The 24813-nt window shown below is 60.2% G+C and carries 28 protein-coding genes and 1 other RNA gene; 14 read left to right on the top strand and 15 right to left on the bottom strand.

The annotated features are described in order from the left end of the window. Positions 1–2 precede the first annotated feature (2 nt). The 3 genes from dnaJ to grpE all read right to left on the bottom strand — a co-directional run bounded on the left by dnaJ (position 3) and on the right by grpE (position 3868). Positions 3–1124: a molecular chaperone DnaJ gene (dnaJ, locus tag AAIA72_RS15990; protein ID WP_369601280.1), complete on the bottom strand. Its 1122-nt coding sequence runs from the start codon at positions 1122–1124 to the stop codon at positions 3–5. Positions 1125–1250: 126 nt separating this feature from the next. Then, a complete protein-coding gene (dnaK, locus tag AAIA72_RS15985; protein ID WP_369601279.1) occupies positions 1251–3179 on the bottom strand; it encodes a molecular chaperone DnaK in 1929 nt (642 codons plus the stop codon). A gap of 98 nt (positions 3180–3277) precedes the next feature. Next, on the bottom strand, positions 3278–3868 hold the full coding sequence (gene grpE / locus AAIA72_RS15980) for a nucleotide exchange factor GrpE (protein ID WP_369601278.1): 591 nt from the start codon (positions 3866–3868) through the stop codon (positions 3278–3280). Positions 3869–4191: 323 nt separating this feature from the next. Here grpE and AAIA72_RS15975 point away from each other — a divergent pair, with 323 nt between their 5' ends. From AAIA72_RS15975 to recN, 4 genes are all read left to right on the top strand, one after another. After that, a complete protein-coding gene (locus AAIA72_RS15975) occupies positions 4192–4335 on the top strand; it encodes a hypothetical protein (RefSeq protein WP_369601277.1) in 144 nt (47 codons plus the stop codon). Between the two features lie 12 nt (positions 4336–4347). Continuing rightward, complete coding sequence (locus tag AAIA72_RS15970) at positions 4348–5352, top strand: hypothetical protein (protein ID WP_369601276.1); 1005 nt, start codon at positions 4348–4350, stop codon at positions 5350–5352. Between the two features lie 269 nt (positions 5353–5621). Then, entirely contained in the window at positions 5622–6782 is a 1161-nt protein-coding gene (locus AAIA72_RS15965; protein WP_369600498.1) for a hypothetical protein, read from the top strand. Between the two features lie 90 nt (positions 6783–6872). Continuing rightward, positions 6873–8537 carry a DNA repair protein RecN gene (gene recN / locus AAIA72_RS15960; RefSeq protein WP_369601275.1) on the top strand — a complete coding sequence of 555 codons (1665 nt, stop codon included), beginning with the start codon at positions 6873–6875 and terminating at the stop codon, positions 8535–8537. 92 nt (positions 8538–8629) lie between these two features. On the opposite strand, the gene fur is transcribed toward recN, so the two are convergent. Continuing rightward, positions 8630–9040 carry a ferric iron uptake transcriptional regulator gene (gene fur, locus AAIA72_RS15955; RefSeq protein WP_369601274.1) on the bottom strand — a complete coding sequence of 137 codons (411 nt, stop codon included), beginning with the start codon at positions 9038–9040 and terminating at the stop codon, positions 8630–8632. Between the two features lie 69 nt (positions 9041–9109). Between fur and AAIA72_RS15950 the strand changes: the two genes are divergently transcribed. Further along, positions 9110–9514 (top strand): outer membrane protein assembly factor BamE, encoded by a 405-nt coding sequence (locus AAIA72_RS15950; protein WP_369601273.1) that lies wholly within the window; start codon positions 9110–9112, stop codon positions 9512–9514. On the opposite strand, the gene AAIA72_RS15945 is transcribed toward AAIA72_RS15950, so the two are convergent. From AAIA72_RS15945 to AAIA72_RS15935, 3 genes are all read right to left on the bottom strand, one after another. Beyond that, positions 9515–9811 (bottom strand): RnfH family protein, encoded by a 297-nt coding sequence (locus tag AAIA72_RS15945; RefSeq protein ID WP_369601272.1) that lies wholly within the window; start codon positions 9809–9811, stop codon positions 9515–9517. Beyond that, positions 9804–10139 (bottom strand): type II toxin-antitoxin system RatA family toxin, encoded by a 336-nt coding sequence (locus tag AAIA72_RS15940; protein WP_369601271.1) that lies wholly within the window; start codon positions 10137–10139, stop codon positions 9804–9806. Before AAIA72_RS15940 ends, AAIA72_RS15945 begins: the two co-directional genes overlap by 8 nt. A gap of 97 nt (positions 10140–10236) precedes the next feature. Next, positions 10237–11664 (bottom strand): hypothetical protein, encoded by a 1428-nt coding sequence (locus AAIA72_RS15935; RefSeq protein WP_369601270.1) that lies wholly within the window; start codon positions 11662–11664, stop codon positions 10237–10239. Between the two features lie 80 nt (positions 11665–11744). Between AAIA72_RS15935 and smpB the strand changes: the two genes are divergently transcribed. From smpB to AAIA72_RS15895, 8 genes are all read left to right on the top strand, one after another. Next, on the top strand, positions 11745–12227 hold the full coding sequence (smpB, locus tag AAIA72_RS15930; RefSeq protein WP_369601269.1) for an SsrA-binding protein SmpB: 483 nt from the start codon (positions 11745–11747) through the stop codon (positions 12225–12227). 71 nt (positions 12228–12298) lie between these two features. Continuing rightward, positions 12299–13684 carry a wax ester/triacylglycerol synthase family O-acyltransferase gene (locus tag AAIA72_RS15925; RefSeq protein WP_369601268.1) on the top strand — a complete coding sequence of 462 codons (1386 nt, stop codon included), beginning with the start codon at positions 12299–12301 and terminating at the stop codon, positions 13682–13684. A gap of 261 nt (positions 13685–13945) precedes the next feature. Continuing rightward, positions 13946–15106, top strand: coding sequence for a hypothetical protein (locus AAIA72_RS15920; protein ID WP_369601267.1), 1161 nt, complete (start codon positions 13946–13948; stop codon positions 15104–15106). Positions 15107–15174: 68 nt separating this feature from the next. Next, positions 15175–15531: a transfer-messenger RNA gene (ssrA, locus tag AAIA72_RS15915) on the top strand. A 143-nt stretch (positions 15532–15674) separates the two neighbouring features. Then, positions 15675–15950 carry a type II toxin-antitoxin system Phd/YefM family antitoxin gene (locus AAIA72_RS15910; RefSeq protein WP_369601266.1) on the top strand — a complete coding sequence of 92 codons (276 nt, stop codon included), beginning with the start codon at positions 15675–15677 and terminating at the stop codon, positions 15948–15950. A 29-nt stretch (positions 15951–15979) separates the two neighbouring features. Continuing rightward, on the top strand, positions 15980–16291 hold the full coding sequence (locus AAIA72_RS15905; protein WP_369601265.1) for a type II toxin-antitoxin system RelE/ParE family toxin: 312 nt from the start codon (positions 15980–15982) through the stop codon (positions 16289–16291). A 51-nt stretch (positions 16292–16342) separates the two neighbouring features. Further along, entirely contained in the window at positions 16343–16555 is a 213-nt protein-coding gene (locus tag AAIA72_RS15900) for a hypothetical protein (protein WP_369601264.1), read from the top strand. Between the two features lie 99 nt (positions 16556–16654). Then, positions 16655–17125, top strand: coding sequence for an acyl-CoA thioesterase (locus AAIA72_RS15895; RefSeq protein WP_369601263.1), 471 nt, complete (start codon positions 16655–16657; stop codon positions 17123–17125). Here the strand turns inward: AAIA72_RS15895 and AAIA72_RS15890 are convergent. Further along, complete coding sequence (locus tag AAIA72_RS15890; RefSeq protein WP_369601262.1) at positions 17122–17907, bottom strand: hypothetical protein; 786 nt, start codon at positions 17905–17907, stop codon at positions 17122–17124. The genes AAIA72_RS15895 and AAIA72_RS15890 overlap by 4 nt on opposite strands. 99 nt (positions 17908–18006) lie before the next feature. On the opposite strand from AAIA72_RS15890, the gene AAIA72_RS15885 reads away from it, so the two are divergent. Next, positions 18007–19008 (top strand): GlxA family transcriptional regulator, encoded by a 1002-nt coding sequence (locus AAIA72_RS15885; RefSeq protein WP_369601261.1) that lies wholly within the window; start codon positions 18007–18009, stop codon positions 19006–19008. Between the two features lie 52 nt (positions 19009–19060). Here AAIA72_RS15885 and AAIA72_RS15880 read toward each other — a convergent pair whose 3' ends face one another. From AAIA72_RS15880 to AAIA72_RS15850, 7 genes are all read right to left on the bottom strand, one after another. Beyond that, on the bottom strand, positions 19061–20257 hold the full coding sequence (locus AAIA72_RS15880) for an amino acid aminotransferase (protein ID WP_369601260.1): 1197 nt from the start codon (positions 20255–20257) through the stop codon (positions 19061–19063). A gap of 123 nt (positions 20258–20380) precedes the next feature. Further along, positions 20381–21058, bottom strand: a complete 678-nt coding sequence (mtnC, locus tag AAIA72_RS15875; RefSeq protein WP_369601259.1) for an acireductone synthase — start codon at positions 21056–21058, stop codon at positions 20381–20383. A gap of 3 nt (positions 21059–21061) precedes the next feature. After that, the gene (locus AAIA72_RS15870; protein WP_369601258.1) at positions 21062–21613 is read right to left on the bottom strand and encodes an acireductone dioxygenase; all 552 of its coding nucleotides are present in this window, start codon (positions 21611–21613) and stop codon (positions 21062–21064) included. After that, the gene (locus AAIA72_RS15865; RefSeq protein WP_369601257.1) at positions 21610–22236 is read right to left on the bottom strand and encodes a methylthioribulose 1-phosphate dehydratase; all 627 of its coding nucleotides are present in this window, start codon (positions 22234–22236) and stop codon (positions 21610–21612) included. The genes AAIA72_RS15870 and AAIA72_RS15865 overlap by 4 nt, the downstream gene beginning before the upstream one ends. 74 nt (positions 22237–22310) lie before the next feature. Then, positions 22311–23156 (bottom strand): substrate-binding periplasmic protein, encoded by an 846-nt coding sequence (locus tag AAIA72_RS15860; RefSeq protein ID WP_369601256.1) that lies wholly within the window; start codon positions 23154–23156, stop codon positions 22311–22313. 75 nt (positions 23157–23231) lie between these two features. Continuing rightward, on the bottom strand, positions 23232–23891 hold the full coding sequence (locus tag AAIA72_RS15855; RefSeq protein ID WP_369601255.1) for a 2OG-Fe(II) oxygenase: 660 nt from the start codon (positions 23889–23891) through the stop codon (positions 23232–23234). Between the two features lie 6 nt (positions 23892–23897). After that, positions 23898–24770, bottom strand: a complete 873-nt coding sequence (locus tag AAIA72_RS15850; RefSeq protein ID WP_369601254.1) for a hypothetical protein — start codon at positions 24768–24770, stop codon at positions 23898–23900. Positions 24771–24813: the final 43 nt, after the last annotated feature.

Raw genomic sequence — 24813 nt, 5'->3', positions numbered from 1 at the left:
TCCTAGAACTTCATGTCTTCAAAGAACTTCTTCACCCCTTCGAACCATGAGGTCTTCTTGGGGGTATGATTGCCGTTCTTGCCGTCCATCTCGGCCTGGAACTCGCGCAGCAGCTCTTTCTGCCGGGCGGTCAGGTTGACCGGTGTCTCCACCACCACGCGGCAGAGCAGGTCACCGGGCGCCCCGCCACGCAGCGGTGTCACGCCTTTGCCGCGCAGGCGGAACAGCTTGCCGGTCTGGGTTTCCGGCGGGATCTTGAGCTTCAGCCGACCATCCAGCGTGGGGATCTCCAGCTCGCCACCCAACGCCGCGTCCACGATGGAGATGGGCACTTCGCAGTACAGGTTGTTGCCATCGCGCACGAAGAGGGGGTGCTCGCGGACGGAAATCTGCACATAGAGATCACCGTTGGGCCCACCATGAGGTCCGGGCTCGCCTTCCCCGGCCAGACGGATGCGGTCTCCGGTATCCACGCCGGGCGGCACCTTGACCTCCAGCGTCTTCTCCTTGGCCACCACGCCATGCCCGTGACACTTGCGGCACGGTACACGAATGATGCGTCCGGCACCACGGCAACGCGGGCAGGTCTGCTGCACGGAGAAGAAGCCCTGCTGCATCCTGACCTGCCCTGCACCATGACAGGTACTGCAGGTTTCCGGTGTCGTCCCCTTCTCCGCACCGGTGCCATTGCACTCTTCACACTTCTCATGCGAGGGCACCCGGATCTGAACGGTCTTGCCGCGTACCGCCTCTTCCAGATCCAGCTCCAGCGTGTATCGCAGGTCGGCACCGCGGTTGGAGCGGCTGCTGCGGCCAGCACCAAAGATGTCTCCGAATACATCTCCGAAGATATCACTGAAGCTCGGGCCGCCCCCTCCGAATCCACCACCGGCGGCACCATCCACGCCGGCGTGGCCGAACTGGTCATAGGCCGCACGCTTGCTTTCGTCGGAGAGAACCTCGTAGGCCTCGTTCACTTCCTTGAATTTTTCTTCCGCTTCCTTGTCACCCGGGTTTCGGTCAGGGTGATACCGCATGGCCATCTTGCGATAGGCCTTCTTGATCTCGACGGCAGTCGCCTCTCGGCTGATGCCCAGTACTTCGTAATAATCTCGCTTCGACATGACGGTGCTCGACTGCTGGCTACTTCTTCATGGTTTCTCTGTGACCACGAGAGGTCTGCCCGATACGGAAACAGCGCGGACCAGAGTCCGCGCTGTCGTTTCAGACCGCTACACTATAAGCGGAAATTATTTTTTGTCATCCTTGACCTCTTCAAACTCGGCATCCACCGCATCATCTGCGGCCTGGTTGCCGCCGGCCTGACCACTGGCACCACCAGTCGGGCCGGCCTGCTGGGTCTGATCCGCATAGAGCTTCTGGGCCAGATCGGAAGAGGCCTCGGTCAGCGCCTTGATCTTGGCTTCAATCACATCCTTGTTGTCGCCCTTGAGGGCAGCTTCGAGGTCTGCAATCGCGTCTTCAATGCGCTTCTTCTCGTCCTCGCTGACCTTGTCCTTGGCTTCTTCCAGCGTCTTCTTGGTCGCGTGAACCAAAGCATCACCCTGGTTGCGGACGTTCACCAGCTCTTCGAACTTCTTGTCCTCGGCAGCGTGCGCTTCGGCATCGCGAACCATCTTCTCGATCTCTTCCTCGGTCAGACCGGAGGACGCCTTGATGACGATGGACTGCTCCTTGCCGGTACCCTTGTCCTTGGCGGACACGTGCAGAATACCGTTGGCGTCGATGTCGAAGGTCACCTCGATCTGCGGTACGCCACGCGGTGCCGGCGGAATGTCCGTCAGGTCAAACCGGCCCAGGGACTTGTTGTCCGCGGCGCGCTTGCGCTCACCCTGCACCACATGGATGGTGACAGCCGTCTGGTTGTCTTCCGCCGTGGAGAAGATCTGCGACTTCTTGGTCGGAATGGTCGTGTTCTTCTCGATAATCGGCGTTGCCACACCACCCATGGTTTCGATGCTCAGGGTCAGCGGCGTGACGTCGAGGAGCAGTACGTCCTTCACGTCACCACTCAGTACGGCACCCTGGATCGCAGCACCGATGGCCACGGCTTCATCCGGGTTCACGTCCTTGCGCGGCTCCTTGCCGAAGAACTCGGCCACCTTCTTCTGTACCAGCGGCATCCGGGTCTGACCACCCACCAGGATGACGTCGTCGATGTCGCCCTTGCTCAGGCCAGCGTCTTCCAGTGCGATACGGCACGGCTCAAGGCTGCGCTCGACCAGATCCTCGACCAGAGACTCCAGCTTGGCGCGGGTCACCTTGATGTTCAGGTGCTTCGGGCCGCTGGCATCCGCCGTGATGTACGGCAGGTTCACGTCGGTCTGCTGGGCACTGGACAGCTCGATCTTGGCCTTCTCGGCAGCTTCCTTCAGACGCTGCATGGCCAGCGGATCGCCTTTCAGATCGACGCCGCTTTCCTTCTTGAATTCATCAACCAGGAAGTCGATCAGGCGCAGGTCGAAGTCTTCGCCACCCAGGAAGGTATCACCGTTGGTGGCCAGCACCTCGAACTGCTTCTCGCCGTCCACATCCGCAATCTCGATGATGGAGATGTCGAATGTACCACCACCCAGGTCATACACGGCGATCTTGCTGTCACCCTTGGCCTTGTCCATGCCGTAGGCGAGCGCCGCCGCGGTCGGCTCGTTGATGATGCGCTTCACATCCAGACCGGCGATACGGCCCGCGTCCTTGGTGGCCTGACGCTGGGAATCGTTGAAGTAGGCCGGCACGGTGATGACCGCTTCCTTCACTTCCTCGCCCAGGTAGTCCTCGGCGGTCTTCTTCATTTTCTTCAGCACTTCTGCCGAAATCTGGGGCGGTGCCATTTTCTTGCCGCGCACTTCAACCCACGCGTCACCGTTATCTGCCTTGACGATCTTGTAGGGCACCATGTTGATGTCCTTCTGTACCACCGGATCATCAAAGCGACGACCGATGAGACGCTTGACTGCAAACAGGGTGTTGTGCGGGTTGGTCACGGCCTGACGCTTGGCGGCCTGTCCGACCAGGATTTCTCCGTCTTCCGTGAAGGCGACCACGGACGGTGTGGTGCGTGCACCTTCGGCGTTTTCAATCACCTTGACCTTGTCGCCTTCCATGATGGCCACACATGAGTTGGTGGTCCCGAGGTCGATACCGATAATCTTGCTCATAATTCTGACTCCTGAAATTCACACGTTCTGAACTGTTGTCTCTAATATTGGCCCGGCGTGACGCTTTTCAACCCCGGGCGCCGGATTCTTTTGCTGCCTCAGCCCTGCGCCACAATCACCATGGCCGGGCGCACGAGCCGGTCGTTGAGCAGGTACCCCTTCTGCAGCACAGCCACGACGGAATTGGGCTCCGCATCCGGCTTGGGCACCATGCTCATGGCCTCATGACGCTGCGGATTAAAGGGCTCGCCCACCGGGTCGATCACTTCCACGTTGAATTTCTTCAGCGTATTGAGCATGAGAGTGAGCGTCATTTCCACACCTTCACGCAACGCCTTGACCTTGGGATCTTCAGCATCGCCACAGGCCTCGATGGCCTTTTCGAGACTGTCCACAACCGGGAGCAGCTCCTTGATGAGCTTTTCCGTGCCGAACTTGTGGGCCTTCTCGATCTCGTTGGCGGTACGGCGCTGCAGGTTCTGCATCTCGGCGTGTGCACGTAGCAGCTGCTCCTTCAGCCTGCCGATTTCGTCCGCCACTTTCTCGGCCACTTCTTCTGCGGCTTCGAGATCCTCGGCCACCTCCTTTTCCACCTGATCGACTGACGCCTGTTCTGCGCCTGCCTCCTGCTCCTGGCCGGGTTTGGGTTCAGCGTCCGGTTGTGCGGTGTGCTTTTCGTCCACAGACATGCATGCTTCTCCAATGTTCGTATTGAAACGGATTTGCACCCTATATGGGGGCACCCCCCGGTCTTTCAAGGCAAACAGGCACCTGGCGTCTCCCCATTTTTTCAGAAGGCGCCATTCAACCTTTTGACTTTAAAGGGAAAAACGTGATGTGGTAACGGAATCGGGGTTTCCCTCCGGGTACAATGTGATTGGCCATAAGTCACTGAACCCAAAGGAAAACCCCGATGCCTTACCATGCCACAGATCGGACAAAATGGAAAGCCCGCCTCTGCAGCCTGATTGACCAGGCACCTGAACAGATCACACGGCCTGTGCGAAAGCTCATGGCAGAGGTCACTTTCGGCATCCTCACTTCCGGTTCCCTCACGCAGGCAGAGATTGCCCGCACACTCAATGAGCCATGCAGACTGCACCATACCCAGAAGCGCATTTCCCGCATGCTGGCCGGACACAGCGAAGTGGCCTAGGCCGCAGAGCAGGTGCAGCTTGCGCACGTCAGCCGGCACGTCACGCAGGACATGATCCTGGCCATTGATCCGGGCGATCTGAACCGTGACGGCGCACCGAAAAGTGAATGGCGGGGCCGCGTCAGGGACGGCGATACCGGAGAAATTGTCGGCGGATATCCGCTGATGACTGTGGTGGCACGGGATGCCCGGCGCGGGAAGACGCTGCCGTTGCTGACCCGCCTGAACACCCCGCAGCGCACGGCATTCAGAAGCGAGAACCATGACATTCTCTCGGTGATGGATGAAGTGAGCCGGCATATCCGGAAGGATCTGCTCTGGGTGATAGACCGGGGAGGCGACCGGGGCATCCTGTGGGATGCCTGGATCCGGTGTGAGCGACAGGTGCTGGTCAGAGCGGCCAATCAGCGCTACTGGTGCTGGCGGGACCGTCATAAAACAGCGCAGCAGATTGCCCGTGAACTGCCGCTGAAGCATCAGGGGCAGCTCAGACGGGGAGGCCCGCGCGTCAGGTTCGGTATCACCCGGGTGATGCTGCGAGAGCATCCGGATAGCCCCTTGTGGATGATTGTCGTCCGCCATGACCGACCGGAACCTCTGGTGCTGGTTACCACGCGTCCGGTGCGCGGAAGGCGACAGGGAGAACGCATGATCCATGCCTACATGGACCGCTGGGCCTGCGAGGAAGGCTACCGCTTTACCAAGCAGGGCTTTGCGCTGGAGTCTGTACCGGCACGGCGCTTCACCACACTTCAGAATCTGGTTGCGCTGGCGAGTCTGGCCTGGGGACTGCTTGCCGTCTGGCAGGACCGGGATAGCTGTCTGATCAGAAGTTCACGCCGTCAAAAGCCGGACAAGGCGCTTAAGTTCCCGTTCTACAGCCTGCTCAAGGGATGGCAGAACCTTTTCAGAGGTGCACGGGTGCTGTTCTGGTCACTTTGGCGCAAACGAAAACCACGAAGTCTGATTGATGACTTGTTTGCCCGAAATGGTTCTCTCGCCACGGGACCGGGGTAAAAAATGGGGAGACGCCATAAACAGGCACCTGGCGTCTCCCCATTTTTTCAGAAGGCGCCATTCAACCTTTTGACTTTAAAGGGAAAAACGTGATGTGGTAACGGAATCGGGGTTTCCCTCCAGGTACAATGTGATTGCCTATAAGTCACTGAACCCAAAGGAAAACCCCGATGCCTTACCATGCCACAGATCGGACAAAATGGAAAGCCCGCCTCTGCAGCCTGATTGACCAGGCACCTGAACAGATCACACGGCCTGTGAGAAAACTCATGGCAGAGGTCACTTTCGGCATCCTCACTTCCGGTTCCCTCACGCAGGCAGAGATTGCCCGCACACTCAATGAGCCATGCAGACTGCACCATACCCAGAAGCGCATCTCCCGCATGCTGGCCGGACACAGTGAAGTGGCCTGGGCCGCAGAGCAGGTGCAGCTTGCGCACGTCAGCCGGCACGTCACGCAGGACATGATCCTGGCCATTGATCCGGGCGATCTGAACCGTGACGGCGCACCGAAAAGTGAATGGCGGGGCCGCGTCAGGGACGGCGATACCGGAGAAATTGTCGGCGGATATCCGCTGATGACTGTGGTGGCACGGGATGTCCGGCGCGGGAAGACGCTGCCGTTGCTGACCCGCCTGAACACCCCGCAGCGCACGGCATTCAGAAGCGAGAACCATGACATTCTCTCGGTGATGGATGAAGTGAGCCGGCATATCCGGAAGGATCTGCTCTGGGTGATAGACCGGGGAGGCGACCGGGGCATCCTGTGGGATGCCTGGATCCGGTGTGAGCGACAGGTGCTGGTCAGAGCGGCCAATCAGCGCTACTGGTGCTGGCGGGACCGTCATAAAACAGCGCAGCAGATTGCCCGTGAACTGCCGCTGAAGCACCAAGGGCAGCTCAGACGGGGAGGCCCCCGCGTCAGGTTCGGTATCACCCGGGTGATGCTGCGAGAGCATCCGGACAGCCCCTTGTGGATGATTGTCGTCCGCCATGACCGGCCGGAACCTCTGGTGCTGGTTACCACGCGTCCGGTGCGCGGAAGGCGACAGGGAGAACGCATGATCCATGCCTACATGGACCGCTGGGCCTGCGAGGAAGGCTACCGCTTTACCAAGCAGGGCTTTGCGCTGGAGTCTGTGCCGGCACGGCGCTTCACCACACTTCAGAATCTGGTTGCGCTGGCGAGTCTGGCCTGGGGACTGCTTGCCGTCTGGCAGGACCGGGATAGCTGTCTGATCAGAAGTTCACGCCGTCAAAAGCCAGACAAGGCGCTTAAGTTCCCGTTCTACAGCCTGCTCAAGGGATGGCAGAACCTGTTCAGAGGTGCACGGGTGCTGTTCTGGCCACTTTGGCGCAAACGAAAACCACGAAGTCTGATTGATGACTTGTTTGCCCGAAATGGTTCTCTCGCCACGGGGCCGGGGTAAAAAATGGGGAGACGCCAGATAAACAGGCACTGCTTGTTCATACAGTATTTTTACTGTATATATACACATATTCACGATTGAGGGATGGGTATGCTGACTCAATTGCGCATTCAGAATCTGGCCATTGCAGACAACCTGGATATCCGCTTCGGGCCCGGGATGACTGTCATTTCAGGAGAAACCGGTGCGGGCAAGTCCATTCTTCTGGACGCCCTTGCGCTGGTCACCGGCGAGCGTGCCAGTGCCGATCTGGTCCGGGCCGGCGCGGAAAGAGCTGACATGTCCGCCGAGTTTGACGTCCATGCCCTGCCCGATGTGCAGCGCTGGCTGGCGGAGCGGGAACTGGAGATGGACGGGAGCTGCGTGCTGCGACGCACCATTACCTCTGACGGACGCTCCCGCGGGTACATCAATGGCCAGCCCATGCCGCTCGGTGAACTGAAGGCCCTGGGCGAGCTGCTGGTCAACATTCATGGCCAGCACGCCCATCAGGCACTGCTGCGCAAAGAACAGCATCTGCGGATCCTGGATGACCTCGTCGGCCAGCCTGAACGGGTCCAGGCCGTCCGCAAGGCCTGGCGTCAGCGCATGCAGGCCCGCCAGGCACTGGATCAGGCTCGGGCAAACCAGGATGAACAGGCGGCCCGCGTTCAGTTGCTCGAATATCAGGTCCGCGAACTGGACGAACTCGATCTGCAGGAAGGCGAACTGGAACAACTGGAAGCCCGGCACTATGAGCTGAGCAACGCACAGTCACTTCTGGGTACACTGTATGCCGTGGAGAGCGAAGCCCTGGAAGGTGATGGTGGCATCCTTGAGCAGCTTCAGCGTGCCACCCATCAGCTGGATGATCTGGAGCTGGAGAGACCGGCACTGAACAACGCCCGGGCACTCATGCACGAGGCACTTATTCAGCTGCAGGAAGCGGCTTCCGAACTGCGTCACCTGCAACAGGGCATTGAACTGGATCCGGAAGCCCTGAAGGACGTGGAAAACCGCCTGAGCACCGTGTATGACCTGGCGCGCAAGCACCACGTCCAGCCCGAAGCACTCTGCGCACACCATCGGGCACTGAAACAGGAACTGGAAGCCCTTTCCGGCGGCGAGCAGAGCATTGAAGCCCTGGAGGCAGCCCTGGAGAAGGCAGATGCCGCGTATCGCGAGCAGGCCCTGGCACTGTCCGCCGCACGCAAGGCCGCGGCCGCAGAGCTGGAAGCCGAAGTCGCCCACAGACTGGGGCTGATGGACATGCACTGCGAGTTTCGCGTCGCACTGACTACACTTGAAGAGCCGTCAGCAACCGGTCTGGAATCCGTGGAGTTTCTGGTCAGCACCAATGCGGGGCAGCCGCTCAAACCCCTGCAGAAAGTTGCGTCAGGCGGTGAACTTTCGCGGATCAGCCTGGCCATTCAGGTGGTCAGTGCTGCCTCCTCCGCCACCCCGACACTGGTCTTTGATGAGGTGGATGTGGGCATTGGTGGTGCTACCGCCGAAATTGTCGGTCGCTTGCTGCGCGAGCTGGCCACACACTGTCAGATTCTGGTGGTCACCCACCAGCCACAGGTGGCCAGTCAGGGGCATCAGCACCTGTTTGTCAGCAAGCATGATAGTGGAGAAGGCGTGCGTTCCCGGGTTGAAACACTGGACGCGGACAGGCGGGTACTCGAGGTGGCACGCATGCTCGGCGGCGTGCATCTGACGGAGAGCACCCTGGCTCATGCGCGGGAAATGGTGTCCGGAGGACAACTTCACTGATACACGGGTTCAATGGTACATGAGCGTGTTGCTGTCCGGCCCGGGCAGCCACACGCTCACGAGCGGAAATGCGATCCGCCCAATGTAATGAATTACTCCGCTTTTTTGCGCACGTAGAGTGTCAGGCTGTGATCCACGATTTCGTAGCCATGCTTTTTGGCGATTTCATGCTGCCGACGCTCGATTTCCTCATCGTAGAATTCGATGACCTCGCCTGAATCCACGCACACCATGTGATCGTGGTGTTCGTCATCATTGAGCTCGAAAACGGCGTGCCCGCCTTCAAAATTGTGCCTCAGTACCAGCCCTGCACTTTCGAACTGGGTCAGAACGCGATACACCGTGGCCAGGCCCACGTCATCTCCCGCTTCCATGAGCGCCTTGTACACATCTTCCGCACTCATATGGCGTTTTTCGGAGGTTTCCAGTATATTCAGAATCTTGATCCGGGGCAGCGTGACTTTCAGCCCGGCTTTTTTAAGTTCTATGTTCTCATTCGCCATGTCAGACCCTGTTCTGCATACTATCGTTTATCATTCTCAACCATAAATGGCAGTGTACCTCAAAAACCCATGCGAAACATCCTGATTGCCCGACTCCGCTCCCTCACCCTGCTCTGCACCCTGTCACTCGGCCTGACTGCCTGCGCCTTTCCCGGCGTGTACCGGCTCGACATTCAGCAGGGCAACATCATTGAAGACAAGGATCTGGCCCGGGTGGAACCCGGTATGAACCGGGCCCAGGTACACTTCGTTCTGGGTACCCCCCTGTCCACGGACACCTTCGATCCCACACTGGAAGATTACATTTACACCCTGCAGTTGGGAGGGGGCGAGATCCGGCGACAGCATGTGCAGCTTGTCTATACGCCTGACGGCACGCTGCAGGAAATCCGCAAGCTCGCCCTGCTGCCGGACGAATACCGGACGCTGGGCAAGGCCTACCGCGCCCGACACAAGTCCGACGCGCCCGAGTAATCAGCCAGCTTTCTTTTTGGCGCGGTTCATCCGGGCCTGCTTGGGATCAACCTTGAGGGGACGATAGATCTCCACCCGGTCACCATCACGCAGGACGTGCGTGTCCGGGTTGGAAATGGCCTTGCCGAAAATGCCCATCTTTGCGGTTGAGGGATCAATCTCGGGAAAATACTCGCGAATGCCCGAGCGCACCACCGCCTCGTAGGCCGTGGTACCTGCCGGCACCTGCAGGCTGATCACTTTCTGTTTTTCGGGCAGCGCATACGCCACTTCCACCCGGATCCGTGCATCACCCATAAATCACCTTTGCCCGTTTTACAAACGCATCCACCATGGTGTTCGCAGCCTGGTTGAACACCGGCCCCATGGTCACGCCGGCAAGTGCCGTGTTCATTTCAAAACTGAGCACCAGCTCGACCTTGCAGGCGTTGACATCCAGCGCCCGGAAATGCCAGCAGCCATGAAGATAGCGAAAGGGGCCATCCACCAGGTGCATGTCGATCCGCTCCGGCTCGGCCAGCCGGTTACGGGTGGTAAAGCGCTGTCGCAGCCCCCCTTGGCCACCTCGATGCTGGCCAGCATTTCGTCGGGCTTGCTCTCCAGAATCCGGGTGCCGCCACACCACGGGAGGAATTCCGGATACCGCGCCACGTCATTGACCAGATCAAACATCTGGCGTGCGGAATACATGACAAGTGCGCTTCGCTGTACGTCTGGCACGATTACTCCCCGGCCTTGTGCATTGCAGACGCGCCGTCCTGTGCGCAGGCCGCTACCTGGTTGGTGTCCAGCCAGCAGGGCGCACTGTTCCAGCGCAGAATCATCAGGCCGAGTATGATAACCATCAGCGGAAAGGAAAGGTAGCGCAGCATGCGCCACAGCAGCCGGGATTTCCAGGCCGACATGGGCCAGCCCAGCCCCTGACAGAACTGCGGATAACCCCTGAAGTAGCCCACCATGCCGGTCAGGCACAACATGGGCAACGGCAGGATCAGATAGGAAAAGGCCCGCGTCGCCAGCGCCACCGTCTCCGGCGCATGAACCTCCCAATTGAGCCAGGCCACCGCCAGCACCCAGACCAGCGCCTGCACCACCAATGCCGCCACACGCCGCGAAATCCCCCCATGCTCGATCCAGTACACCAAAGGCTCACAGAGCGCCAGCAGGGAACCCAGCACCAGCAGTACCAGCCAGATGTAAACGACTACCGTATAGAAGCTGCCCAGAGGAAAGGAAGACAGAAAATAGGGAATCTGGGCGAAGACCAGTCTCCCGCCCACCTCCGGCATCATGCCTTCAGCAAAGGCCAGGGACAGCACCAGCACCCCCGCCAGAAGAATCAGCAGACCGTCGGCAAGCGTCCAGGTCAGCAGGGCGCGCCCCACCGGAAACCGCCGCCGGCTGTAGGCCCCCACGGTGACAAAGACAGCAACCCCGGCACCCAGTGCCAGCAACGCCTGCTCACCGGCCAGTGCAAACATGGCGGGTGTCACGCGGGTCGCCTCGCGGGCCAGCAGCACGGCAATGCCCCCGGCGGGGTCGGCATACTTCCATATCCCCACACCCATCACCCCCATGAGAATCAGCAGCAGGAACACGAGCAGACCCGTCGCACGCATGACATCACGCCGCTGACGCGAGGAGATGAGCCAGAGCGTCAGACTGAGCAGCGCCAGCCAGCCCAACTGGGGCCAGACTTCGGGCAACAGCCGTGACAGCGCCGCAGCGGCCGTGTCCGGTCCCGACACATTCAGCTGGCCGGTTGCGGCCCACCAGGCATACGCAAGTACCCGGCTACCCACAACCAGATAGATCACCGCAAGCGTCAGCAGGCAGACAAACATCAGCAGGCCCAGCCAGTAAAACGACTGAACCCTGCCGGTAAGCGCCATGGACAGACTCTGAGGCGCGGGCAGCATGTGAGCGCGCCCGACAGACAGCCCTGCTGCGACCGCCGGCATGGCCATGATGCCCACCAGGCTCATGTACAGCAAAAAGAAGCCCAGCCCGCCCTGATCGGCCACCAGCATGGGGGTCCGCCAGACGTCGGCGATGCCCCAGGTCATGAGAATGCCCAGCGCCACCAGCCCGAAGCGCTGCCCGGCACTCTGCTCCGCCAGCGCAGAAGCCGGCGGAATGAAACGCGCCATCTGCTCTCCTGTTCAAATTTATTCTTCCCCACTGGCGCCGTGCAGGTACAATAGGCGCCAGATATCATTGGGAAGGATACATGGCCAAACCGAAAAAGACACCCGGCTCAAATACCATAGCCCTCAACAAGAAGGCAAGGCACGAGTTCGAAATTCTCGAGAAGTTCGAAGCCGGCATGGTACTCACCGGATGGGAAGTGAAGTCCCTGCGGGCGGGCAAGTGCCAGCTGGTGGACAGTTATGTTCTTCTGAAGGATGGTGAAGCCTGGCTTCTGGGCGCCCACATCACACCACTTAAGGAAGTGTCCACCCACGTGGTGGCCGACCCCACACGCACGCGCAAGCTGCTCCTGCACAAGCGGGAGATCGAACGCCTGATGGGCAAGGTGGCACAGCAGGGCCTGACTGTCGTGCCGCTGGCACTGTACTGGAAGAACAACCGCGTCAAGTGCGAGATCGCCCTGGTGCGCGGCAAGAAGGAATACGACAAGCGCGCCACCGAGAAGGAACGTGACTGGAATCGCCAGAAAGCCCGTCTGGTGCGCGAGTACGCCAACAAATAACCCATAGCCTGAAAGGGGTTTTTGGCGTTACACTGTTGCCCTGGATAACAACAAGAACAGAGGGTGACAGGATGAACCAGAACGGCAAACGCCAGCCCATGGCGCCAGTGGATATTGCCTGGCTGCGCATGGAGTCACCGGCCAACCTCATGATGATCGGCGGCGTACTGGTACTGGACGATCCGCTGGACATGGACCGGTTCCGGACGGTACTCAACGAACGCCTGCTGACCTTCGACCGCTTTCGCCAGCGCGTGGTGGATAACGGCACTCAGGTCTTCTGGGAAGAAGATCCCTGGTTTCATCTGGATCGCCACGTTCACTGCGTCAACCTGCCCTCCCCCGGCGATGTTCATGCGCTCAAGGCCCTGGCCTCGGATCTGATGTCCACGCCACTGGATCGCACACACCCGCTCTGGCAGGTGCATGTGGTCGAACAGTTTGACGGCGGGTCCGTTGTCATCGTGCGCGTTCACCACTGCATTGCCGACGGGATAGCGCTGGTGCGGGTGCTGCTTTCGCTGACGGATGACCACCCAGACCACCGCCCTGCCCAACCGGATCGCACCGTCAGGCCCTCTCATGCCTGGTGGGAACCAGCCCGCAAGCTGGTGGAGGAAACCTTCCACATCGGACAGGAAGTTCTTGAAGAAAGCCGCCGCATCCTGGAGCACCCGGGACATCTGCTGGAACTGGCTCAGGACGGGCTGGCTCTGGGCAGCGAACTGGCCCGCATCGCCGCCATGCCTGCCGACCCGAAAACCCGGCTCAAGCGTCCCCTGACCGGCCTGAAACAGGTCAGCTGGGCTCCGCCGCTGGCACTGACCGATGTCAAGGCCACCGGCAAGCGCCTCAATGCCACCATCAATGATGTCCTGCTGACGTGCGCGGCCGGCGCGCTGAGGCGTTATCTCATCGAAACCGGTGAGGACGTGACCCATGCGGTACTTCATGCTGCGGTGCCGGTCAATCTGCGGCCGCTGGACAAGCCCGTGCGCGAACTGGGCAATCAGTTCGGACTGGTGATGGTGCCGTTGCCCGTGGGCCAGCAGGATCCGATGACCCGGTTCGAGCAGGTGCACAACGCCATGTGCGAACTCAAGCGCTCCTTCCAGGCCCAGCTCTTTTACGGGCTCCTCGGTGCACTCGGCCGCGGCCCGGCCATTCTGGAGCAGACGGCGCTGGAAGTGCTGAGCAAGAATGCATCGCTGGTCATGTCCAATGTGCCGGGACCGCAGAAACCGCTGTATCTGGCCGGCAGCCGGCTGCGGCATCCGTTGTTCTGGGTGCCCCAGTCCGGCGAGGTGGGTCTGGGACTTTCCATCCTGACCTACGACGGGCAGGTGCTGTTCGGCTGCATTGCCGACCGCAATCTGGTGCCGCACCCCGACCGGCTCGTGGGCCACTTCGAGACCTGTTTTTTCGAGCTGGACAGACTGACACACGGCCGGCCATAAATTTATGGCGTTTCACTGGCTGGCGTCTCCCCATTTTTTTCAGAAGGCGCCATTCAACCTTTTGACTTTAAAGGGAAAAACGTGATGTGGTAACGGAATCGGGGTTTCCCTCCAGGTACAATGTGATTGCCTATAAGTCACTGAACCCAAAGAAAAACCCCGATGCCTTACCATGCCACAGATCGGACAAAATGGAAAGCCCGCCTCTGCAGCCTGATTGACCAGACACCTGAACAGATCACACGGCCTGTGCGAAAGCTCATGGCAGAGGTCACTTTCGGCATCCTCACTTCCGGTTCCCTCACGCAGGCAGAGATTGCCCGCACACTCAATGAGCCATGCAGACTGCACCATACCCAGAAGCGCATTTCCCGCATGCTGGCCGGACACAGTGAAGTGGCCTGGGCCGCAGAGCAGGTGCAGCTTGCGCTCGTCAGCCGGCACGTCACGCAGGACATGATCCTGGCCATTGATCCGGGCGATCTGAACCGTGACGGCGCACCGAAAAGTGAATGGCGGGGCCGCGTCAGGGACGGCGATACCGGAGAAATTGTCGGCGGATATCCGCTGATGACTGTGGTGGCACGGGATATCCGGCGCGGGAAGACGCTGCCGTTGCTGACCCGCCTGAACACCCCGCAGCGCACGGCATTCAGAAGCGAGAACCATGACATTCTCTCGGTGATGGATGAAGTGAGCCGGCATATTCGGAAGGATCTGCTCTGGGTGATAGACCGGGGAGGCGACCGGGGAATCCTGTGGGATGCCTGGATCCGGTGTGAACGGCAGGTGCTGGTCAGAGCGGCCAATCAGCGCTACTGGTGCTGGCGGGACCGTCATAAAACAGCGCAGCAGATTGCCCGTGAACTGCCGCTGAAGCATCAGGGGCAACTCAGACGGGGAGACCCCCGCGTCAGGTTCGGTATCACCCGGGTGATGCTGCGAGAGCATCCGGACAGGCTCTTGTGGATGATTGTCGTCCGCCATGACCGCCCGGAACCTCTGGTGCTGGTTACCACGCGTCCGGTGCGCGGAAGGCGACAGGGAGAGCGCATGATACATGCCTACATGGACCGCTGGGCCTGCGAGGAAGGCTACCGCTTTACCAAGCAGGGCTTTGCGCTGGAGTCTGTACCGGCACGGCGCTTCACCACACTTCAGAATCTGGTTGCGCTGGCGAGTCTGGCCTGGGGACTGCTTGCCGTCTGGCAGGACCGGGATAGCTGTCTGATCAGAAGTTCACGCCGTCAAAAGCCGGACAAGGCGCTTAAGTTCCCGTTCTACAGCCTGCTCAAGGGATGGCAGAACCTGTTCAGAGGTGCACGGATGCTGTTCTGGCCACTTTGGCGCAAACGAAAAACACGAAGTCTGATTGATGACTTGTTTGCCCGAAATGGTTCTCTCGCCACGGGGCCGGGGTAAAAATGGGGAGACGCCAGGTTTCACTGGCTCTTGAAAACTGCTATGATGGCCCATATCTGAAAAGATACGGGGGCGACCTGGTTTCGACGCCGGTTACGAACCCTGAGGTGCATGCCGAGACGGCAGCGAGTCTCGTTAATCCAAAGCTGCAAAAAAATAGTCGCAAACGACGAAAACTACGCACTGGCTGCTTAATCCCAGCCAGCACCCACTCCAAGTTGCTTGTAGCGCGGAACTGGGTGTCAAACAGAACAAGCTAGCCTGAGCGTCTTGTCCCGAGGCAATTGGGCGAAACCTTAAAGGGACTCGCGCTTTACACCCTGGCCTTCGGGCGGTAAAGCGTTAACCCAGTAGAAGGTACTAAGCATGTAGAGCCAAAGGCAGAGGACTGGCGGACGCGGGTTCGATTCCCGCCGCCTCCACCAAATTTATGCAACGTAAGCCGCTGATTTTAAGCGGTTTTCTTTTTCTGGCATGCGCCGAATTGCCAAAAGTCGACCTGCTCCACACTTTGCCATCGGACTATAAAAGGACTATAACTGGTCTGATTAAAGTCCGGAGCACCACCATGCGCTACTCATCACAAGTCAAGCCGATCAGTTATCTCAAGGCCAACGCTGCCAAGGTTTTGGCGCGCATCTCGGAGCAGCGTGAACCTATGGTCATCACCCAAAACGGCGAAGCCAAGGCTGTCCTGCAGGACGTCGCCTCTTTTGAGGAGACGCAAGAAACACTGGCCTTGCTGAAAATCCTGGCGCTGGGCAATCAGGATGTGGCCGCTGGCAAGGTCAAACCCGTGGCCGACGTCGTTGCCCGCTTGCGGGCCAAGCGAGCCTCAGTCTGATCGCAGGCACATCTGCCAGGTTTGGGGCCTTGCTCACCGAGGGTGCGGAGCAGGACCTGGAGGCCATCCATGATTACATCTCCGAATTCGACTGCGTCGCCAACGCCAACCATGTGTTGGATGAGTTGATGTCCGTTGTGGAGGGTCTGTCGAAATTCCCGGAGTGCGGCCGCTATACGAAGGAGCTGGTCGGCCTTGGAATCAAAGAATATCGCCAGACCCTCTTTAAACCATACCGCGTGATCTGCCGTGTCGCAGGCAGCCAAGTCATTATTTACCTGATTGCGGATGGACGCCGTGACATGCAATCCGTACTCGCGCGTCGCCTGTTAGGCGCTTGACCCGCAGCAACCCGCTGGACTGCTCATGGTAAAGTCGCTTCCGCAGATGGAGTGACGCATAACACAAGAACCAGATATCAGACGCTGAACCAGTTCCTGCAGCGCTACGCTTTCGTCAACCAGAAGGCCAACAGCGCGCAGACCTGCGTCTGCTGCCAGGGTGATGTGGTGGTTGGCTTCTACAGTCGGGCAGTGGACAAGGCACATCAGCGCAAGGACCTGAGCCGGGCCTTGCTCAAGGATCTCAAAGCCATGTTGAGCTGAGGCGTTGTCTCGGCCCTTTGCGACCCGGCTCATGCAGCCGGGTTTTTTGTGTCTGGCCATAACGCTATACTGCGGTTTCAGTCGCACCCGGAGGCACACATGATTGATGACAGCCTGTGGCCCGTTGAGACGCCCTTCATCTGGAGCGTCACGGTTTCGGAAGAGGATCTCGACGAGCTCAATCACACCAATAACGGTCGTTACGTCAACTGGTGCGAGTCGGCGGCCTGGGCCCACTCACAGTTGCTGGGTCTGAGTGTGGCGGATTATCACCGGCTTGACAGGGCTATGGCTGTGCATCACGGCGAGTATGATTATTTGCGAGCCACCTTTGCCGGCGACGCGCTCCATGTGGGAACCTGGCTGGCAGAGAATGCACCCACCCGCATGATGCGCCGGTTTCAGATTATCCGTGAGTCGGACATGGCGGTGGTGTTCCGGGGACGCTGGGATCTGGTCTGTATCGAGTTGAGTACGGGCAAGCCGCGCCGACAGCCCCCGGAGTTTCTGGAAATCTACGGGGCAGCCGTGGCACGACCGAGGGACGCCGGCGATGCGCCGGCTGGCTAACGGCCGAACTTGCGCAGCATGCGCCGGAAGCTGGTGGACAGGGTGCTCCAGACGGTAGGCAAATCCAGCTTCATCATGATGGGCAGGGAGACGCCTTCACGCCACGCCGGATTGAGGGCCTCGTAGCGCTCTACCAGCTTGCGGATGGATTCGGGCTGAGGGCGGTTCTCCCCTTGGGGCACATTCTGACGGCGTGCCACACAGGCTTCGGCATCAAATTCCTCACCATAGCTGAGCATGGCAAATTGCTTCAGGACAGCACGCTCCCAAGGCGGCGTGGTGGTTTCCTGAATGGTGTACACCCGGCCGAAAGTGCGCGCCAGAGAGACAAAACTGGTGGGAAAGGTCAGCGCCGCGAAGTAGATGCTGCGCAATCCGTACCGGCGCAGAATGCCGGGCAAGAGTTTCCAGGCGGCAGTCGTGAAGGCCGGATGGCCGCGCCATTCCCGGTGCACGTAGTAGTATTTGGCATGGATGATCAGCGCTTTCCGGCCTTCGTGCGCCATGGGGTAGTAGGCAAAGGTGAAAAAGCCTGCCAGGTTGCCCTCCATGTCGAAGAAATTGACCAGCGTGACTTCCGGTCGCTGACAATAGCCGGAAAAACGCACCCAGTCTTCGGCTTCCGGAATCTTGAGATCCAGGTAGCTGCAGCGCAGGCGCCACATTTCCCGGATAATGGCCGGAGTGGTATCGGTGCCCTTGGCTATCAGGGTGACCAGTTTTCCCCGGCGACTGCCTGCCGCCGGCCGGGTTACAGGTTCAACGGTGTCTTTGCCTTGCATACGTCCTCCTCTCTCGCGTACAGATTAATGCTTGACGCCTGGCGGCAATACAGGCATAAACGACATGATGCATGCGAAAACTGCTATCCGGAGTTCATGATGTCCGCTGCCCCGGCTCTCAATGTGGCCGTTTTGATGGCCAACGGCTGTTCCGCCGCCAGTGTCGCCAGCACGCTGGAGTTGCTGACCTGTGCCAATGCCCTGTGCCAGTTCCGCAAGACACCGCCCCCTTTCCGTCTGACAACGCTGTCCGCAGACGGCTTGCCTGTGCATGCCAGCGGCAGCCTCCGTCTGGCACCGGAAAAGGCCATCGCGGACGCCGGTCAGATGGATCTGGTGATCATTCCCGGTTTCATGTTTGCCATTCTCCCTGCCCTGCCGGCCACGCAACCCCTCTGGCCCTGGCTCCGGGACCAATACGCCGGCGGGGCCACCATGGCGGCCATCTGCACCGGTGCCTTTGTACTGGCGGAAACGGGCCTGCTTGACGGGCACCTGGCCACGACGCACTGGGCATTTGCCGATGCCTTCCGCAAACGCTATCCCGCTGTCAGGCTGCAGCCCAATCTGCTGGTGACCGAGGATGACCGGCTGACCTGTTCCGGGGGTGCGACGGCAGGCCTGGATCTGCTTCTGCACCTGATCCGGCGCAAGGTTTCCGCATCACTGGCGGGCGAGGTGGCCAAGAAGCTGCTGGTGGATACGGAGCGCCAGGCGCAAACGCCCTACATGATGACGACCTTCAATACCCGCCATGGGGATGAGGTCGTTCGCAGGATTCAGGATTGGATGGCAGATCATCTGGCAACCCTCACCACACTGGATGACGTGGCGGAGCGCTTTGGCCTGAGTCCGCGCACCTTTATCCGCCGTTTCAAGACCGCGACCGGCATGACGCCCAATACGTACCTTCAGAATCTGCGTATCGAGCGGGCCAAGGTGCTGCTGGAATCCACCCGGGACAGCATCGAGCGCATCACCGAAAAGGTGGGCTATGAAGATGCCAATTCGTTCCGGCGCCTGTTCCGGGAACGGACGGGTATCTCCCCCGGGGCCTACCGGCGCAAGTTTGGCATCTGCCAGATGGGTGAGCGGGGCTAGATACGGAACGCCCGGCTCGGGGCCGGGCGTTTTTGGATTGCGAGGCCGAAGGTCAGCCCTTGAGAACTTCGGCAATGGCAGTGCAGAGTGCATCCATGTTGTTACGGGTCATGCCCGCCACACTGATGCGTCCTGAGCCGACAATGTAGACACCGAATTCTTCTCTCAGACGATCCACCTGGGCCTTGTTGAGGCCGGAGAAGGAGAACATGCCGTTCTGGCGGGCGATGAAGCTGAAGTCGCGGGTCACGCCCTTGTCCTTGAGGGTCTGAACGAACAGGTCGCGCATGGTGCGGATGCGCTCGCGCATGTCCGCCACTTCCTGCACCCACTGGGCCGTCAGTTCGTCACTGCCGAGCACGGTGGTGACGATGCCCGCACCGTGGAACGGCGGGTTGGAGTAGTTGGCGCGGATGATGGCCTTGACCTGGCTGAAGCAGTTATCCGCCGCTTCCGGTGTCCTGGCGACCAGAGTGCAGGCGCCTACGCGCTCGTTGTAAAGTCCGAAATTCTTGGAGAAGGAACTGGCAATGAGCAGTTCCGGGTTCTTCTCCAGGAAGATGCGCAGACCGCGGGCGTCCTCCTCGATGCCTTCGGCAAAGCCCTGATAGGCAAAGTCGAACAGGGTGACCCAACCGCCGGCCGCCGCCATGTCCGCCAGTTCTTTCCATTCGGCTTCCGTGGGGTCAATGCCGGTGGGGTTGTGACAGCAGCCGTGGAACAGCACGGCATCACCCGCGGGCACACTGGCCAGTGCGGCCTTCATGCCTGCAAAATCCTTGTCCTTGCGCTCTGCGTCATAATAGGTGTACTCGGCCACCTCGAGACCGGCGGCACGGAACACGCTGGCATGGTTGGCCCAGGTGGGATTGCTCACCCAGATACGCTTGACGCCGAGCTGGCGTACCATGAACTCGGCTGCAATGCGCAGCGCACCGGTACCGCCGGGTGCGTGAGCGGTACGTGCCAGGCCATCCCTGACGATGGGATGCTCGGCACCGAAGAGCAGACGCTGCACGGCCTGACCGTATTCGGGCACGCCTTCGATGCTCAGATAGCTCTTGGTGGTTTCGGTTTCGAGCAGGTGCTTCTCGGCCGCCTTGACGCTGGGCAGAATGGGTGTGGCACCGGTTTCGTCCTTGTATACGCCAACGCCGAGGTTGATCTTGTTCGGACGAGGGTCTTTCTTGAAGGCTTCGGTAAGTCCCAGAATCGGATCCGCTGGGGCGGCACTGACCTGCTCAAACATGGTGTCCCCTTGAGTTTCACACTGTGGTGTTGATGATGCGGGGACACATTTTACCCTCAGTTGACGGCCATGCCTACTGCCGCCGGGGCTTTTGTGCGTAAATATACGACATGGGCGCCCCGGTCAGTCCAGGGGCACCTCGTCAAAGGTCCGGGCGACCGGGTGCTGATCGCCGGCAACCGTGCCTTCCCGCACCAGCTGGCAGGTGCGCATGCCGGCTGCCCGGGCGGCATCGAGTTCGGCCACCACGTCCGAGAGGAACAGAACCTGATCACCGGGCAGGCCAATCTCGTCCAGAATGCGCCGGTAGGACGCCGCCTCCCGCTTGGCACCGATCCGGGTATCAAAATAACCGCTGAACAACGAGGTCAGATCACCGGCGTCGGAGTGCCCGAACAGCTGCTTCTGGGCTTCCACCGAGCCGGATGAGTACACGTAAAGCCGCTTGCCTTCCGACTTCCAGCGTCTGAGGCTCTCCGCCGCATCCGGATAGACATGGCCGGTATAGTCGCCGCGCGCATAGCCGTCTTTCCAGATCATGCCCTGCAGGGCCTTGAGCGGGGTAATCTTCCTGTCCTCGCGGATCCATTGCAGAAGCTGTCCGATCAGGGCTTCCGTATCCGCCGGATCCAGTCCGGCTTCCGCGGCCGTGGCATCCAGCTGTTCGCGTACCGCCGGCTCCTGTGCATGCTGCCGGACAAAGTCAGGCAGGTGCGCCGCCGCATAGGGAAAGAGCACCTCATGCACGAAGGAGATGGCGCTGGTGGTACCTTCGATGTCGGTGACAATGGCCTGAATCATGACTTATCCGAGCAGCGCTTCGTAACGCGGGAACTTGTCGGCAATGTCATCCCCGGTGAAGTCCGCCACCCAGCCTTCCGGGTTGGAGAACAGCCGGATGCAGGTGAAGCGGGGGGCAGGCCCCATGTCGAACCAGTGACGGGTTCCGTCCGGCACGCTGATCAGGTCGCCACGGGTGCAATTCACCACCCAGACTTCGTTGTCCAGATGCAGGTAGAACAGGCCGTTGCCGTCCACGAAGAAGCGGACCTCGTCTTCCACATGCCGGTGCTCGGAGAGAAATTTCTGGCGGAAGGCGTCCTTTTGGGGGTGATCCGGTGTCAGGCTGACCACGTCTGCGGTGGTGAAGCCGCACTCGTCCTTCAGGCGCTGCACATCATCGGCATACGCAGCCAAGATGGCTTCCTGATCCGCTCCTTCCGGCAGGTCGCGTGTGGGCCACTGTTCAAAACGCACACCCTTGCTGCAAAGCAGCGAGGCGATGTCTTCGTGGGCGTTGACAATGCGCTGGGGCGCTTCAGGTTGGTTGTCGGTGTAGATGTAAAGCGTGCTCATGAGCGTATCCTGATCAGTTCGAGTTCGCATTGTACCAGAAATTCCAGCGCCTCCACGTGGCGCAGACATTCGTCCAGATCCCGGCCCCAGGTATACAGGCCATGGCCGCGGATGAAGTAGGCCGGCACTTCCGGGTGTTCGCTGAACCAGGCACGGGTTTCCGCGGCCAGCGCCGGGATGTCCTGGGTGTTGTCGAAAATGCGCACGGGGACCTTGCCCTCATGGGTGGTCTGACCGCACAGGGCTTTCTGCAGTTCATAATCCCGGAAAACCACTTCGGCATCGTCAGCCAGGAGACGGGTGAGCACGGTGACGCCCACGGAGTGGGTGTGGAGCACGGCGCCAACGTCCGGGAACAGGCGGTAGAGTTCCGTGTGCAGGCCGGTTTCCGCAGAAGGGCGGGTATTGCAGGCCACCGGCTGACCATCGAGATTCACCACCATGATGTCGGCAGTGGTGAGCTGACCCTTGTGCCGCCCGCTGACGGTAATGGCGATATGTGCATCGTCCAGGCGTGCGGAGTAGTTGCTGCTGGTGGCCGGTGACCAGCCGCGGCTGTACAGGAACCGGCCGGCCTGAATGAGCCCCTCGGCCTGCCGGGCATAGGTGGCGAGATCAAACATGCGTTACCCCCCGTGTATTGAGGGCGCATTATACCCAAGCCGGTGCGGGCATCGCACCTGTTTTTGGGGCCGGATCAGTGTGCCTTTCGGGGCGGCTGCCTGTCTGCCCACATGCGCGTGTAGTGTTCGGCCAGTGCTTCGGGTCTGCCCTGCCCGACAAGCTCGGCCACCCGACGTGCCAGATGGGCCTTGAGTGCTTCCGTGTTGCAGGGGCTGGCCTTGGACACGGTGAAGTAGAGCCCTTCGGCATTGACGGGATGCGGCAGCGGGACGATGACGTCGGTCAGCCTGAGGACATTGAGCAGAATCATGCCCTGGTAGCGTTCGAACACCACATAATCCACGCGCTTGCGGGCCAGCATGCGGAAGGCCTGCTCAATGGAACCGACCTCCTCGATACGCAGATTCTGCCGTGCGAAGGTATCAAATTCCTGACCAAAGCTGTTGTTGAGCAGCGTGGCGCCACGGTACGGAATCAGATCCGACCATTTGTCAAACGCGAAGACGCCGTCCTTGCGGGTGAAGATGACATTGGGCATGTCGGCCATGGGGGGCTGGATGTAGTCCATCCAGGTCTGACGTTCAGCGGTGATGAAGGCGCCGGCAATCATGTCCGCACGGCCCAGACGGGTTTCTGCCTGGGCCCGGGCCCAGGTTTCCACGGCGCGGAATTCGGGCGTCCAGGGGCTGCCGTCGAGGGCTTCCCGGAGCAACTGCGCCGCGGCACCCTCCAGCTCGCCACCGGGACCGTTGACGGACCACAACCAGGGCGGGTATTCGGGATTTCCCGTGACCACGAGTGTCCGGCAACTGTTGTCGCCTTCGTGGTGGTCGGCCCGGGCGGTCACAGTACCCAGAAGCAGCAGGCATATAGCCGCCACCTTGCACCAGCGCCCTACCCTGAAACCATTCCGGTTCATTCACACCGTCCCATGAGTCAGTAATCACTTCTGTCCTTATGTATAGACCAGATAAGAGCATTCATCCAGAGCGACTCAACGGGCAGGATCCACCCTGTCAGACGAGGACGTGTTGATGCGGTACCAGCCGGCAATGGACAGCCTTTCCTGTCGGGCCGGTAAAACCTCGTGCGGATAGTCTTCACTGAGAAAAACCACGAGCGTACCCAGTCTGGGCAGGACACGGGTGAGTTCTTCATCCGAGTCCGGCCTGTAGATCACCAGTTCCCCCGCGTTTTCCGGCTGCCAGTCCGGATTGAGATAGGTGACCACCGTGAGTACGCGGTTGCGCTCACCCCGGAAGGCATCCACGTGCTTGCCATAGAAGTCACCGCTGTCGTAACGTGCATAGTGACATTCAAAATTGAACAGCCCCATGAACAGATGGCGGTTGAAGGCCAGCCTCAGTGCCTCGCAGCCCTCCAGCCAGGCTCGCTGTGCTTCGGAACTGCCGTCCAGCCACTGGATGGCATCGGTACGCAGCCTGCGACGGATATCATGGTTCAGGCCCCGGCCGGTTCCCGCCGCATCAAAAGCGGCCCGGCGCGCCTGTGCATCCTCGCGCAGTGCGAGCATGAGCGACGCGGGCAGGACTTCTTCTCCCACATACCATCCCCTCTCGGCAATGGCGTCAATGATGGCATCCGGCACGGTGCCGAACACCGGCAAGGCCGATTCCAGATCCACGTCAGTCATTGTTTTTCACTCCCAAAAGTAGCCCAGGGTCAGGGTGGTCAACGGTCGCGCTTCATCCCCGCCGACCGTGCGACTCCATGACAGATCCAGATTCCAGTGTTCACCGGGATAGAGCGTGACACCGGCGGTGATGTAACCGGTATCCGGCGTCGACTCGAAGGCGCTCTCCGTCCGGCCGGCCCGGATTCGTTTCAGCGACAGGCGGCGAAACCCCTCCGTGGTACCTTCAGACTGTTCGCTCAACCCCATTGACCAGCCTGCGCCCAACCAGGGCGAGAGCGCCCAGGATTCACCATAAAAATAAGTACCCGCTGTCAGATCCAGGTCCAGCGTCCAGTCCTCGAAGCGGGCTGTTTCCCGACCCGCCATGAGCGGAATCCGGCCGAGCACTGGGTGCTCGCGCCAGACGGCTGCCTGGCGCGTGGTATCGGATTCACTGTGTGCCAGCGAAAGGCTGCCTTCCAGAAACTGATCCTGATGCTGCCAGTTGCGCGATATCCGGATGCGCAGGTTCTGTTCATCCCGGGTCTGATCAAGCCGGGCGTGATCCTGTCCCTGTTGCCAGGTACGGGAGACTGATTCGTCCAGTTGGCCGAAAGAGATGCCCAGCCCCCATGGATCCGCTCGGTAGGACCAGGCCACAGACCATTCATCGGTACCGCCTTCGCCCTGGCTGAAGGTCAGGGACAGGCTGTTGTCCGGGGTTACCTCAAGGCTCAGACCGCCTCCATGGCTATCCTGATCCAGAGGGGGAAAAGGCGGGGCATCATCCAGTGCGTCCGCACGGTTGGCCTGCACCCAGACATCATGGGCCTTCGCCTGCGCCAACAGGAACAGGCACAGCAGCAGGGCCATTGTGGCGCGGGCAGTCTGTTTCAATTCCACTCCTCTGAGCAACAAGATCAAACGTCTGAATGGCGGC

This window comes from Thermohahella caldifontis (assembly GCF_041153465.1).
GTDB classification, from domain to species: Bacteria; Pseudomonadota; Gammaproteobacteria; order Pseudomonadales; family Oleiphilaceae; genus Thermohahella; species Thermohahella caldifontis.
This window is presented reverse-complemented; position numbering and strand designations above follow the sequence as displayed.